14 protein-coding genes are annotated in these 13842 nt (G+C 67.6%); 5 read left to right on the plus strand and 9 right to left on the minus strand.

Translation table 11 applies throughout. The features are described from left to right. Positions 1-57: 57 nt before the first annotated feature. Positions 58-318 (minus strand): DUF2312 domain-containing protein, encoded by a 261-nt coding sequence (locus ABIE58_RS07645; RefSeq protein WP_354544115.1) that lies wholly within the window; start codon positions 316-318, stop codon positions 58-60. A gap of 141 nt (positions 319-459) precedes the next feature. Between ABIE58_RS07645 and ABIE58_RS07650 the strand changes: the two genes are divergently transcribed. Next, positions 460-675: a hypothetical protein gene (locus tag ABIE58_RS07650; RefSeq protein WP_354544116.1), complete on the plus strand. Its 216-nt coding sequence runs from the start codon at positions 460-462 to the stop codon at positions 673-675. Here the strand turns inward: ABIE58_RS07650 and ABIE58_RS07655 are convergent. The 8 genes from ABIE58_RS07655 to ABIE58_RS07690 all read right to left on the minus strand — a co-directional run bounded on the left by ABIE58_RS07655 (position 662) and on the right by ABIE58_RS07690 (position 9170). After that, positions 662-2527, minus strand: coding sequence for an enoyl-CoA hydratase-related protein (locus ABIE58_RS07655; RefSeq protein ID WP_354544117.1), 1866 nt, complete (start codon positions 2525-2527; stop codon positions 662-664). The genes ABIE58_RS07650 and ABIE58_RS07655 overlap by 14 nt on opposite strands. Positions 2528-2616: 89 nt before the next feature. Next, the gene (locus tag ABIE58_RS07660) at positions 2617-2826 is read right to left on the minus strand and encodes a hypothetical protein (protein ID WP_354544118.1); all 210 of its coding nucleotides are present in this window, start codon (positions 2824-2826) and stop codon (positions 2617-2619) included. 89 nt (positions 2827-2915) lie between these two features. Beyond that, entirely contained in the window at positions 2916-3242 is a 327-nt protein-coding gene (locus tag ABIE58_RS07665; protein ID WP_354544119.1) for a TraR/DksA family transcriptional regulator, read from the minus strand. A 76-nt stretch (positions 3243-3318) separates the two neighbouring features. Beyond that, entirely contained in the window at positions 3319-4365 is a 1047-nt protein-coding gene (locus ABIE58_RS07670; RefSeq protein WP_354544120.1) for a FliM/FliN family flagellar motor switch protein, read from the minus strand. 91 nt (positions 4366-4456) lie between these two features. Further along, complete coding sequence (locus ABIE58_RS07675; protein ID WP_354544121.1) at positions 4457-7144, minus strand: ATP-binding protein; 2688 nt, start codon at positions 7142-7144, stop codon at positions 4457-4459. Then, on the minus strand, positions 7141-7422 hold the full coding sequence (locus ABIE58_RS07680; protein WP_354544122.1) for a hypothetical protein: 282 nt from the start codon (positions 7420-7422) through the stop codon (positions 7141-7143). Before ABIE58_RS07680 ends, ABIE58_RS07675 begins: the two co-directional genes overlap by 4 nt. After that, the gene (locus ABIE58_RS07685; RefSeq protein WP_354544123.1) at positions 7419-7787 is read right to left on the minus strand and encodes a response regulator transcription factor; all 369 of its coding nucleotides are present in this window, start codon (positions 7785-7787) and stop codon (positions 7419-7421) included. The genes ABIE58_RS07680 and ABIE58_RS07685 overlap by 4 nt, the downstream gene beginning before the upstream one ends. A gap of 72 nt (positions 7788-7859) precedes the next feature. Further along, on the minus strand, positions 7860-9170 hold the full coding sequence (locus ABIE58_RS07690) for a helix-turn-helix domain-containing protein (RefSeq protein ID WP_354544124.1): 1311 nt from the start codon (positions 9168-9170) through the stop codon (positions 7860-7862). A 221-nt stretch (positions 9171-9391) separates the two neighbouring features. Here ABIE58_RS07690 and ABIE58_RS07695 point away from each other — a divergent pair, with 221 nt between their 5' ends. The 4 genes from ABIE58_RS07695 to ABIE58_RS07710 all read left to right on the plus strand — a co-directional run bounded on the left by ABIE58_RS07695 (position 9392) and on the right by ABIE58_RS07710 (position 13831). Further along, complete coding sequence (locus tag ABIE58_RS07695) at positions 9392-10744, plus strand: substrate-binding protein (RefSeq protein ID WP_354544125.1); 1353 nt, start codon at positions 9392-9394, stop codon at positions 10742-10744. 89 nt (positions 10745-10833) lie between these two features. Further along, a complete protein-coding gene (locus ABIE58_RS07700) occupies positions 10834-11856 on the plus strand; it encodes a branched-chain amino acid ABC transporter permease (protein ID WP_354544126.1) in 1023 nt (340 codons plus the stop codon). 4 nt (positions 11857-11860) lie between these two features. Beyond that, on the plus strand, positions 11861-13063 hold the full coding sequence (locus tag ABIE58_RS07705; protein WP_354544127.1) for a branched-chain amino acid ABC transporter permease: 1203 nt from the start codon (positions 11861-11863) through the stop codon (positions 13061-13063). A 12-nt stretch (positions 13064-13075) separates the two neighbouring features. Then, positions 13076-13831, plus strand: coding sequence for an ABC transporter ATP-binding protein (locus ABIE58_RS07710; protein WP_354544128.1), 756 nt, complete (start codon positions 13076-13078; stop codon positions 13829-13831). Positions 13832-13842 lie beyond the last annotated feature (11 nt).

The following is a 13842-nucleotide window of genomic DNA, read 5'->3' on the forward strand; positions in this document are numbered from 1 at the left end:
GCCTCTCTACGGAAGGCCCGGCGCAGCGCATCGCCGTGCCCACCGCGCGCCCTGCGCTCAGCCCATGCCAAGCGCCTCTTTATACATCTCGAGTATGGCTTCTTCTTCGGCGATGTCGTCGCGGTCGCGCTTGCGCAGCGCGATCACCTTGCGCATCACCTTGGTATCATAGCCGCGCCCCTTGGCCTCGGCCATCACCTCCTTTTGCTGGTCGGCGATGTCCTTCTTCTCGGCCTCCAGCCGCTCGAACCGCTCGATGAACTGGCGCAGCTCGTCCGCGGTGACACGGTAGGTCGTGTCGGATGTCATGTCATTCATCAAGGGCCTCCGATCCTGTTCAGGCAAACTGACTAGCCCCGCCGCACGCCCCGCGCAAGCATCATCGCACCCTTGCGCGCCCTTGCGCAACGTTGCGCTTTGGCCTAGGCCCTCGACGCGGAACCGATGGGAGGGCGCGCGATGGAAATGCTGGTCTGGGGCGGCGCGGCTGTCTCGCTTGCCGGGCTTGCGGGGCTGGTGTGGTGCATTCTCAAGGTCTGGCGCCTGCGCCGCGCCGGGCTCTCTGACGCCGACATGCGCAGCGCGGTGCAGGCGGTGTTGCCGGTCAATCTCGGGGCGCTGTTTCTGTCGGTCACCGGGCTGATGATGGTGGTCGTGGGCATCATGCTCGGCTGAGCACGGCCACGCCCGCCGCGCCCGCGCGCCGGAAATAGCCCTGCCCCTCGCGCACCCGCGCCGCGATCCCCGGCTGCGGTGCCCAGAGCGGGGGGGCGAGCGGGGCAAGCGCCTTCATATCCCCCAGCACGGCCAGAAGCCCGCGATCATCGGCGGCAAAAAGCGGCCCGCCCCGGTCGCGCGCCACGCCCAGCGCGCCGATGGCCAGCAGATCGGCATCGCCCGGACGCGCCAGCGCCCCCGCCGCCAGCAGCCGCTCGGCGGTATTGACCAGCACGGCATGGAGCGCCCCGGCCACGCCCACGCGCCCCGGCAGCGCGCCGCCCGCGCCGTCATCGCGGCGCGCGCGCGGCCCCTCGGGCGGGTGCTCGTAAAAGCCGCGCCCGACGGCGCGCCCGCGCGCCCCGCGCGCGATCCGCACGGCCAGCGGGCCATCGGGGGCGGGCGGCGGCATTTTCAACCATGCCGCCAGCGCCACCAGCCGCGCCTGCGCCGCGTCCAGCCCCTCGTCATCCATGCCAAGGCAGGGCGGCACGGCAAGGCCCAGCGCCGCCGCGCCGCGATCCACCTCCTGCGGTGATAGCCCCGCGCGCAACAGCGCCAGCGCCGCAAAATCCAGCGCGCCCGCCAGCACCCGGCCCGCCCCCGGCCCGGCCTGCGGCAGGGCCGTGCGCACCACGCCCAGCCGCGCGCGCGCCAGAAGCCGCGCCAGCGCCGCCACATCGCCCGCCGCAGCCCCCGGCCCGACGCCGATCTCGGCCATAGCCGCGCCCGGCCAGACACGCAGCCACAGCCCCTCGCGCCCGAACCCCGCGCCGCTATCAAACGCTACCCGTGCCGCCCCCGCAGGCGCGGCTCCCGGTGCCGCCTCGATCCACAGATCAGCGCCCTCGTCGCCACCGGGCACCGCCCCCGCCGCCACCAGCCGCTCGGCCAGTGCCGCAGGCAGCGCCCCGGCCAGCCCGATCCGGGCAGGCCCGCGCGCCCCGGCCACGTGCATTTCCGGCAAGGCGCGCGCGCGCCCCTCGGCCAGGCGCAGATGACAGAGCGCCCGCGCCTCACGGCTTTGCGCGCACTCCTCCGCCAGCACCGCCTCGAAATCGAGCCCCTGCGCCAGCGGTAAAAGCTGCGCCGCCTCCACCGCGCGCAGGATATCGCCCGCCGCGCCCCCGGCCTGTCCCATACGGGCGCGCACGGTGGCAATCGCGCGCTGATAGCCGCGAGGGTCCGACAGGCCCCGGCGCGGATCGCTGCGCGCAGGATCCGGCGGGGCGGCGGCAAGGGTGCGGGCAAGCGCCAACGCCGCCGCCTCCACCTCGGCCTCCTCGACCACCACCCGGTCAAAGAGCGGGCGCAGCCGCGCCTCTCCCGCCTGCACCACGCGCCCCGAAAGCATCATTTCCAGCGCCACCTGCGCGCCGAGGATGCGCGGCAGGCGCTGCGTCGCCCCGGCACAGGGTATCCGCGCCAGCGCGATCTCGGGCAGCGACAGCCGCGCGCCCTCATGCGCCACGCGGCCCTTTGCGGCCAACGCCAGCGACAGCCCCGCCCCCGCGACCTCGCCGTGCAGCGCCGCGACCACGGGCCGCGCGCATCCGGCCACGGCGCGGCACAGGTCCTCGATGCCCGGAGCGCGCAGCCCCGCCGCATCCTCCGACAGATCAAGCCCCGCCGAAAACCCGCGCCCCGCCCCGGCGATCACGACCGCGTCGCAGGCCTCCTCCGCCTCCGCCTCGTCCAGCGCCGCGATGAGCGCCGCGCGCATCTGCGGCACAAGCGCATTGGCGACGGGCCGATCGAGCCGCAGCACCATCACCCCGCCGATCTGCGCGCGTTGAACTGTGTCGCTCACGATCCCCCCGCCTTTTGCTTTTGCGTTGCGGGGATTGAACCGGGAAACCGGCGCGCGCGCAAGCGTCGTGGCGCGCGCGCGCCGCAGGCTCAGACCGGCATGTTGTCGAATTCGGCCTCGATCGCCTCGCTGAGCAACACGGCATGAAGCGCCCGTATCCGCTCTGGCACCGCGCGCCCCTCCTCGCGCAGCCGTGCGATCACGTGGCGAAGGCGCGGCTCATGGCGATAACGCGCATCGGGCGTCTCGGCGCCGATGAGCGCCTGAAGGCGATCAAGTTCCTGGTCGAGATAAGTCATGATGTTCCTCCCAAAGGCGCGACAACCATAGCGTGTTTCGCGCGAATTCTAAACCCGTATCCTGCCCGAGCTGTGACATTGTGAACGGATCAGGCCGCGCCCGTTGCGCAATCGCGGCAGAGCGGCGTCTCGGGCAGGATATCGAGCCGTTCGCGCGCGATCCGCTCGCCGCAGCCGGTGCAGATGCCGTAACTGCCCGCGCGCAACCGCCCGAGCGCGGCGCGGATGCGCGCGATCTCGGCCTCGCCGCTCTGGCCAAGGCGCTCAAGCACCTCGTCGCCCTCGCGCTCGGTCGCGGCCTCTTCCCAGTCAGGGGCGCGGGGGGCGTCAAGCTCTGCCTCGATGGCGTGCAGCCGCGCATCGAGCTGGCGCAGACGCCGCAACAGTGCGGCACGGTATGGTGCGGTATCGTGCATTCTTGCCTCCCAGTCATCCGCCTGTCCGAATGGCATCGAGCATAGCCTGTGTTGCGCGCGCGCGCCTTGACGCAGGTCAACCGCTCACCGGGGTCAGCGCCGTGCCGTCTGTCGGCGTGCCCTCCGTAGCCTGCGTTGCGCCCTCCCCGGCTGCGCCCTTGGCCACCAATCCTGCCCCGCCACCCGCGTCGGGCACGGCCTCACGGCCCACAGCCGCCGCCGGGCGGCCCTCTGTCCCTTCCCCGCCAAGCCGCAGCGCGCGCCAGCCGTCGCGGCGGCCAAGCCGTCCTTCGGCGGCCACATGCCCGCCCGCCGCGACAAGCCGCACCCGGCGCAGGCTCTGCACCGGCAGGCCAAGCCGCTGGCCCACCTCGAGCGACATCGCCGCGCTGAGCGGCAGGTGGATGCGCGCCAGCACCGCGTCGAGCACCACCGGCGCCGCGAGCGCCACAGCCGCCACATCCTCGGGCGCGGGCACCTGAACCGGCCCGCCGCCCCGCCCCGCGCCCTTGCGCGCCACGGGGTCGGGGGCAGGCAAAGGCGGCAAAAGCAGGTCAAGCCGCCCGGTGCGCAGACCGGGGCCAAGATCGACGGTCAGGCGAAAGAATTCGAATTCCGGGGCCACCAGCAACAGCGCCAGCGCGCGCGCATCCTCCATCCTGTCGCCAAAGTGAAAGCCGCGCGGCGCAGGCTCTGCCCCGCTCTCGCCCATCCCGTCGTCAAAGCCCGCGAGCAGCGCATCCACCAGCGGGGCGACCATCGCCGCGTCTGTGCGCGTGGGCACCCGCGCCCGCACCTCGCCGGGGCGCACGCGCCCGGTGGTCTGCACCTCGATCAGCGCCGCAAGCAGGCCGGGATCGAGCCGCATCGCCGCGCGCGCACCCGCCCGTCCGTCGAGCAGCAGGAACAGACCATCCGCGCCAAGCGCGGCCTCGACCTCGCCCGCCTCGACGCGCCGCTGTTCCACCGTCGCCACCACCAGCGGCAGATCGAGCAGCGTATCTGCGGCGCGCGCCAGCGCCAGCCGCAGCGCGCGCACCGGCGACATCACCCGCGGGTCTGCCCCCTCGCGCGCGGCGCGCGTCTTGCGCCTTATGACCGAAGCCTTGTTCTGATCCGCCATCCGCTTTGGCCGTCCACCTTCTGTGTCCGGCACCGACCCTAGGCGCGCAGGGTTACGATTTTGCTAATCCCAGTGCTTCTAATCCCGGTGCTTACTCTGCCGCCATCTGCGCCGAGCGCGGCAGGCTCACGCGAAACGCCGCCCCGGCCTGGCCCGGAAGATAGCTGACATCGCCCCCCAGCCGCGCCATGATCTCGCGGCAAATGGCCAGACCAAGCCCCGCGCCACCGGCCTTGGTCTCGCCGATGCGCGAGAATTTCTCGAAGATCACGGCGTGTTTGTCGGTCGGGATGCCGCAGCCATTATCCACGAAATCCACCACCAGCCCATCGGCTCCCGACGCCGCCACCCGGATCGACAGCACCGCCGGATCGGCATCGCAATATTTTCGCGCGTTGCTGATGACATTTATAAAGACCTGCGCCAGCCGGTCGAGATCGGTCGAGAGCGCCACCTGTTCGGCCTCGCGGTCGCGGCGGATGATGAAATGCTCGCCCTCGCCGCCCGCCGCGCGCACCGCGCGATCCAGAAGCGACTCCAGCGTGCCGCTTTGCACGTTGAGATTGACCTGCCCGTTTTCCAGCACGCTGAGATCAAGCAGATCATCGAGGAGCCGCGTCAGGCGCACGGTCTCGTCATGGATGATCGCGGCGTATTTGGTCTGCTCTTCGGGGCTGAGATCGCCGGTATCGCGCAGGATTTCCGAAAACGCCCGGATCGAGGTCATCGGCGTGCGCAATTCGTGGCTGATCTGCGACAGGAAGCCGTCCTTTTGCACCGATATCTGGGTGAGCTTCTCGTTGGCCTGCCGGAGTTGGCGCGCGGTGCGCGCAAGCTCCTGGCTCTTGGCCTCGAGCTGGCTGGAATATTCCATGATCTGCGCGGTCTCGTCGGCCACCGCCATCAGGTCGCGCACCGAGACCGCCGCGCCGCCGACGATCTGCGCGATCATCGCATGGGCGGTGGCAGCCCCCACCGATCCGGCCAGCACGCGCTCCAGCTCTTGCAGGAAATCGGGGCTTGGCTCGGGCAGGTAGCCCGCCACGCCCTGCCGCGCAGCGGCGGCGGAAAACAGCGCCTGCGCCTCGCGCGCGCCCATGATGCGCTGCGTCATGATGAGCAGGTCCTCGCTCTGCGCCATGCCCCCCGACCAGCCCCCCGGCGTGGCGGAATGGTCAAAGACATTGACGAATTGCGCGCCCTGCAACCGCTCCAGCGGCTGCGGAAAGCTCAACAGCGAGCCAAGCAGGAACGCCCCCCCATTCAACAGCAGCGACCACATCAGCGCGTGCAGCACCGGGTCCATCCCCTCGGCCCCGAAGAGCGCATAGGGTCGCAGCCAGCCGATGCCCCAGGGCCCCGCCGCGCGCACCGCCTCGGACATGAAGACCGAGGGGCCGAAGCTCGGCAGGAACAGGCAGTAAAGCCACACCGCCGACCCCACGCACAGCCCCGCCAGCGCGCCGGTGCGCGTCGCCCCGCGCCAGAACAGCCCCCCCATCAGCGCGGGCAGGAACTGCGCCACGCCGACGAAGGCGATGAGGCCGATCGCCGCCAGCGCGGTGCCCCCACCGGAGATGCGGAAATAGATATAGCCCAGAAACAGCACGCCGATGATGCTCAGCCGCCGCGCGGTCAGGGCCACGTTGCGCACATCGCCCGATACCATCGCCGCACCGCCGGTGTAATGCAGCCAGATCGGCATCACCACATGGTTCGACACCATCGTCGAGAGCGCGATGGCCGCCACGATCACCATCGAGGTGGCGCTGGAAAACCCGCCGAGAAACGACAGGATCGCCAGCCCGTCGCGCCCCTCGCTGAGCGGCAGGGTCAGCACGAAGAGATCGGGATTGGCCCCCACCGGCATCACATCGAGCCCCACCGCCGCGATCGGCAGCACGAACAGGCTCATCAGCATCAGATAGCCGGGAAAGGCCCAGCCGGCGGTGCGCAGATGGTCCTCGTCCTCGTTCTCGACCACCATCACCTGGAACATGCGCGGCAGGCACAAAAACGCCATTGCCGACAGCATCGTCAGCCCCACCCAGCGCCCGGCGCTGACATCGAAACGCGCGATGGCCGAGGCCTCGATCCGGTCAAGCGTCGCGCCCACGCCGCCCGCCAGCCCCCAGACCACGAACACGCCCACCGCAAGCAGCGCGCAGAGCTTGACCACCGCCTCCATCGCGATGGCCATGACCACACCGTGATGGCGCTCGTTGGCGTCAAGGTTGCGGGTGCCGAAAAGGATCGTGAACACCGCCAGCCCCGCCGCCACCCAGAGCGCGGTGGATTGCATGTCGGGCAGGGTCGTGGCGGTGGGGTCGGTCTCGGCAAAGGCCGCGAAGGAGAGCGTGACCGATTGCAGTTGCAGCGCGATATAGGGCGTGGTGGCGATCACCGCCAGCACGGTCACCAGCACCGCCAGCAGGTTCGACTTGCCATAGCGCGACGATATCAGATCGGCAATCGAGGTGATGCGCTGGCTGCGCCCCACCCGCACCAGGCGGCGCAGCGTCCACCACCAGCCGATCATCACCAGCGTCGGGCCAAGATAGATGGTGACGAATTCAAGCCCCGAGCGCGCGGCAAACCCCACCGCCCCGTAAAACGTCCACGCCGTGCAGTAGATCGACAGCGACAATGTGTAGACAACCGGCGAGCGCAGCCACCGCACCCGCCCCACCCGCGCCGCGCGATCCGCGCCGAAGGCCACCGTAAACAGCAACACCACGTATAACAGGCAGACCAGAACGAGGGTGTTGAGAACGGTCATTCCATGCCCCCGCCCGCGCCCTTATCCCCGGCGCGGTCCTCCTCCTCGCCGCGCAAGTATCGCGACACCAGCCCCGAAATCGCGACCAGCACCACCCACAGCCCGAAGACATAGATCATCGTCCCCACCGTGCGCGCGCCGCCCTCTGCCCCTTTCCACAACAGCGGCACGCAAAACAGGACACCGCCCGCCAGCGGCAAGAGCCGTGCAGCATCGGCCAGGCGGCGGCGGCGATAGCTGCGCCGCGCCAGAAAGACCGAGACGCGCTCGGGGCTCATGCGCCCGCCAGCGCGCGCACAGCATCAAGCACGTCGGCATTGGAAAACGGCTTGGTCATGTAGCGGCTTGCGCCCGCGCGCTCGGCCATCTCGCGGTCGCGGGTCTGGCCGCGGGCGGTGAGCATCAGGACCGGCACGCCCGCGAACTCGGCATCGCCGCGAATCTCGCCCAGGATGTCAAAGCCGCTCTTGCCCGGCAACATCACGTCCAGGATGATGAGGTCCGGCGCACGCCGCCGCACCGCCTCCATCGCGTCATGGCCGTTGGCATGGGTCTTCACCTCCCAGCCATCGCGCGACAGGATGAAACTTACCGCCTCTATGATGTTCGGTTCGTCCTCGATCAGCAGAACCATTTTTCCCATGCCATCGGCCTCCCCTCCGATGAGACGGCTTTGCCGCCGCCCGGATGACTATTCCCAAATTCGCCCGCCCTGTCAAAAGCCCTCTGCCAGAATCGACGGCTCGCGCCGCGCGCGACAGGCGACCAGCGGGCAGATGCGGCAGCTTACCCCGATCTCCTCGACCGCGCCGCCCGCAGCGCCCGGATCGGGGCGCAGCAGCATATGCCCGCGCACCGGGGCCGGGCGGTCGAAGCCGGGCGCGCCCTCGGGCACGGCCACCGCCAGCGCCTCGACCGCCTCGCCGCCGCGCCCGGCCTGCCGCACCCGCCTGCGCAGCGGGGCCAGCGGCTGCGACAGCGCCTGATAGAGCGGCCAGAGCGCGCAGGCCCCGGCCAGGCGCGGCATGGCAAAGCCCTCGATCGGCTTGCGAAAGATCAGCGTGCCCGAGGCGTCGCAAATCACCAGTCCGACCGGCCCCGCCTCGGCCTCGGGCAGCGTCGCCAGCCGCCGGAACACCTGCGCCAGCCCCGCGCCGGTGGCCCCGGCCAGCGTGGCAGGGTCCGGCCCCAGCTTGCGCAGCCGCGCCAGGAACGGGGACATCGGCAGCGCGCGCGCATCGTCAAGATACTGCGTCAATACCGCGCCCAGCAGGGTTTGCGCCGGCCCCGACAGCCCGCGCCCGGCCTCGGCCTGCACCAGCCGCGCGACCGTCTTCGGCCCCGCCGCCTCGCGCTCCAGCTCGTCGAAATGAAAGCCGCGCGCCGCCAGCGCCGCGTGCATCTCGTCCTGCGGCGATTGCACCTCGGCATCGCGGTTGGGCGCGCCTTCGAGATATTTCACCAGCGCCTGCGCGCCCTCGGTGAGGCGGGCGCTGTCCTCGTTGATGTTGCGGTGAAACCGCGCCGTCCATTCCGGCTCCAGCGCCTCGGTCTCGACCAGGATCGACGCGGTCGCGCGGATCGCCGTCACCGCAGAAATCACCTCGTGCAGCGAATCTGCCAGGAACGGATCATGCGCCAGCCGGTCGGTCAGCGTCTCGATGGTGCGCTCCAACTCGCCGTTGCGGCGATAAAGCCCGGTCACCAGCCCCGCCCAGCCGGGAAAGCGCTCGGCGAATTCCTCGGCACGGTCGCGTTCGGGGGCGGCATCATCGGCGGCCCCCGCCGCCTCGCGCAGCCCCGACACCAGCGTCGCCGCCGCCCCCTCGCTCAGCAATGACGCCTCGACATCGAGCGCGGTGGCCAGCCGCAACAACGTCTTGCCGCCGATTCTGCGGCGGTTATGCTCGATCAGGTTGAGGTATGAGGGCGAAATACCCACCCTTTGCGCAAGCTCTGTCTGCCGGATACCGGCAAGCACCCGTCTTTCACGGATGCGTGTTCCGATCATGAACCGTTCGGGCATCTATTTTTCCCCGCCTCGGGCTGGACTTGCTGCACCTGCGTGAGAACTTCTTTACAACAAGACGAGCACGCATGTCGATTTTTTTACAAAATAAATGTTTCCGTAAAGGCGCTTGTTGCGAAATTTTCTGACACTCCGGCATACTGATGCTGTGCAGGTCCGTCCTGCGCCGGGGCCGTGCAGAGGAGCGGGGCCCCAAAAGATCATAATGGGAGGAATCCATGACCAAATCCAACTTCACGCGCCGCGGCGTGCTCAAGACGGGTGCGGGTGCGAGCGCAGGACTGGCAATGCCGATGTTCTTTACCGCGTCGAGCGCCGCTGCCTTCACCAACGCGCCCACCGGCGGCACCGTCACCCTCGGCTTCAACGTGCCGCAGACCGGCCCCTATGCCGACGAAGGCAATGACGAGCTTCTCGCGCAGCAGCTTGCGGTCGAGCACCTCAACGGCGAGGGCGATGGCGGCTGCCTCAACACCTTCACCTCCAAGGCGCTCAAGGGCAACGGCATCCTCGGCAAGAAGGTCACCTTCGTCACCGGCGACACGCAGACCAAATCGGACGCCGCGCGCGCCAGCGCCAAGTCGATGATCGAAAAAGACGGCGCGATCATGGTCAATGGCGGATCGAGCTCGGGCGTGGCCGTGGCCGTGCAGGGCCTGTGCCAGGATGCGGGCATCATCTTCATGGCCGGTCTCACGCACTCGAACGACACCACCGGCAAGGACCGCAAGGCCAACGGCTTCCGCCACTTCTTCAACGCCTACATGTCGGGCGCGGCGCTGGCGCCGGTGCTGGCCAAGGAAATGGGCACCGATCGTCGCGCCTATCACCTGACCGCCGATTACACCTGGGGCTGGACCCAGGAGGAATCGATTATCGCCTCCACCGAGGCGATGGGCTGGGAGACCGTCAACGCGGTCAAGACCCCGCTCGCCTCGACCGACTTCTCGTCCTATATCGCGCCGGTGCTGAACTCGGGTGCCGATGTGCTGGTTCTGAACCACTATGGCGGCAACATGGTCAACTCGCTGACCAACGCGGTGCAGTTCGGCCTGCTCGACAAGGTCGTGAACGGCAAGGACTTCAAGATCGTCGTGCCGCTCTACTCGGAGCTGATGGCCGCCGGTGCCGGCGAGAACATCAAGGGTGTGCTCGGCTCGATGAACTGGAACTGGCAGTTGCAGGACGAGGGCACCAAGGCCTTCGTCAAGTCCTTCGGCGAGAAATACGGCAAGCCGCCGTCGAACTCGGCGCAGACCTGCTATGCGCAGGTGCTGCTTTATGCCGATGCCTGCGAGCGCGCGGGCACGTTCAACCCCTGCGGTGTGGGCGAGGCGCTCGAGGGCTTCGAATTCGACGGGCTGGGCAACGGCAAGACGCTCTACCGTGCCGACGATCACCAGTGCTTCAAGGATGTGCTCGTTGTGCGCGGGGCGCAGAACCCGACCAACCAGTATGACACGCTGGAAATCGTCGAGGTGACGCCGGTCGAGCAGGTCACCTACGCGCCGAACCACCCGATGTTCGGGGGCGACGAGGCCTCGCTCGGCGAGTGCAATCCGGGCGCCTGATCGCCCTGCATTCCTGACCCAGACCCCGGCCGCGCACGCCCGTGCGCGGCCGGGCCAGCGCCGCCGCGCTCAACCGACAGGTGGGATATATGGACTCTTTCATTCTGCAAATCCTCAATGGTCTCGACAAGGGATCCGCCTATGCGCTGATCGCGCTCGGGCTGACGCTCATCTTCGGCACGCTCGGGGTGGTCAATTTCGCCCACGGCGCGCTGTTCATGATCGGCGCGTTCTGTGCCGTCACGCTGCAACGTCTGCTCTCGATCAGCCACACGGTGATCGACGAGACACAGAAAGATTTTCTCGGCAATCCGCTGGAGGTCGAACGCCCCTATGTGATGGACTGGTTCGGCCCCGATATCGGCGGCGGGCTGATAGAATGGTCGGTGCCGCTGGCGATCCTCTTTGCCATTCCCGTCATGGTCGGCGTCGGCTACGCGATGGAGCGCGGCCTCATCAAGCATTTCTACAACCGCCCGCACGCGGATCAGATCCTCGTGACCTTCGGCCTCGCGATCGTGCTTCAGGAAATCATCAAGTATTTCTTCGGCGCGAACCCGATCCCCACCCCCGCCCCCGACGCCCTCAACGGGGTGGTCAATTTCGGCGCGGCGCTGGGGCTCGAGGTGACTTACCCGCTCTGGCGGATCGTCTACTTCTGCTTTGCTGCGGTCATCATCGGCGCGATATTTGCCTTCCTGCAATTCACCACTTTCGGCATGGTGGTGCGCGCGGGCATGGCCGACCGCGAGACGGTGGGCCTTCTGGGCATCAATATCGACAAGCGCTTTACCATCATGTTCGGCATCGCCGCCGCCGTGGCGGGACTTGCGGGCGTGATGTATACCCCGATCAACTCGCCCAACTATCACATGGGCATGGATTTCCTGGTGCTCAGCTTCGTGGTGGTCGTCGTCGGCGGCATGGGCAGCCTGCCCGGTGCCGTGCTGGCGGGCTTCATGCTCGGTATCCTCGAAAGTTTCGCATCCACGACCTGGGCCACCACCACCATTCCCGGCATCAACCAGGTCATCATCTACCTTGTCGCCATCATCGTCCTTCTGACCCGCCCGCGCGGTCTGATGGGGCGCAAAGGCGTGATGGAGGACTAAGCCAATGTTTGGACTGAACAAGAAAGACGGAACACTGTTCCTCATCGTCATCGCGATGACGCTGCTGGCTCCGTTCATCTTCAACCCGTTCCCAACCGACAGCGCCATGGCGCAGTTCAACGCGGGCTACCCGGACTTGCTGCAACGCTTCGTGATTTTCGGCATCTTCGCCATCGGGTTCAACATCCTGTTTGGCCTCACCGGCTATCTCAGCTTTGGCCATGCCGCGTTCCTCGGGGTCGGCTCCTACGCGGCGGTGTGGATATTCAAGCTGTTTACCTACAACGTGATCCCCGCGATCGTCTTCGCGGTCATCCTCGCGGCGGTGTTCTCGGTGCTGATCGGCTATATCTCGCTGCGCCGGTCGGGCATCTACTTCTCGATCTTGACGCTGGCCTTTGCGCAGATGTCCTTTGCGCTCGCCTATTCGGTGCTGTCGAACCCCAAGTTCAACCTCACCAATGGCGAGACCGGGCTTCAGGTCTATGACGTGGACCCGCAGATGTTTCACCGCGAGGGGTTGCCGGACATGCCGCATCTCTTTGGCCTGCCGATGCGCGCCACCTACGAAATGAACCTTGGCGGCTGGGCGTTCAACTTCAACGTCGGTTATTACTTTGCCGGGCTGTTCATGTTGCTGGCCTTCTACCTCGCGATCCGCATCTTCCGCTCGCCCTTTGGCATGATGCTGCGCGCGATCAAGTCCAACAATACCCGCATGACCTATACCGGCCTCAACGCCAAACCCTATGCGCTCGCAGCCTTTGTCGTGTCGGGGATGTATGCGGGGCTGGCGGGCGGGCTTCTGGCGGCGATGGACCCGCTTGCCGGGGCAGAGCGCATGTTCTGGACGGCCAGCGGAGAGGTGGTGCTGATGACCATTCTCGGCGGTGCCGGCACGCTCATCGGGCCGGTGCTGGGCGCGGGCCTCATCAAATACATGGAAAACATCGTCTCCAAGATCAACGACAGCGTGTTGCACCAGTGGTTTGCCTTCCTGCCCGACGGGATGGAGGATGTGATGGTCACGCTCATCCATCCCTTTGTCGGCAAGGGCTGGCACCTGACGCTGGGCATGATCTTTGTCCTGGTGGTGATCTTCCTGCCCGGCGGGCTGGTCGAGGGCGGACAGCGCATCGCGCGGCTCTTTCGCGGCAAGAAGGCCCGCGAGGCCGAAAAATCCACCCAATCCAACCCCGCCGAATGAGGAACGCCAGACATGGGTATTCTTGAAATCAAGAACGTCAACAAGCGCTTCGGCGGCTTGCAGGCGCTGGGCAATGTCAATCTCGACGTGGCCGAAAACAGCGTCCACGCCATCATCGGCCCCAACGGCGCGGGCAAATCCACCCTGCTCAACTGTCTCATCGGCAAGCTGATCCCCGATACCGGATCGGTGATGTTCCAGGGCCAGTCGGTTCTGGGGCGCAAGCCCTACGAGATCAACCAGATGGGCATTTCCCGCGTGTTCCAGACGCCCGAGATATTCGGTGACCTCACGGTGCTGGAAAACATGATGATCCCGATCTTCGCCAAGCGCGATGGCGTGTTCCGGATGCATGCCTTCGAGAATTCGTCGGATGAGCGCGAGATCGTCGAACAGGCCGAACATATGCTGGAAAGCCTCGGCATGGCCGATGCGCGGCACGATCATTCCGCATCCATGTCGCGCGGCAACAAGCGGCGGCTGGAAATCGGCATGTGCCTCGCGCAAGAGCCGAAACTCCTGCTGCTCGACGAGCCGACGGCGGGCATGGCGCGCGCCGATACCAACAACACCATCGACCTGCTGAAGCAGATCAAGGACGAGCGCGACATCACCATCGCCATCATCGAGCATGACATGCACGTGGTGTTCAGCCTCGCCGAGCGGATCACCGTGCTGGCACAGGGCACGCCGCTGGTCGAGGATACCCCCGAAAACATCAAGGGCCATCCCAAGGTGCGCGAAGCGTATCTTGGTGAATCGGCCTGACGAGGAGCGCG

The sequence above is a fragment of the Roseovarius sp. MBR-78 genome (genome assembly GCF_040547535.1).
In the GTDB taxonomy this organism is placed as follows: domain Bacteria; phylum Pseudomonadota; class Alphaproteobacteria; order Rhodobacterales; family Rhodobacteraceae; genus Roseovarius.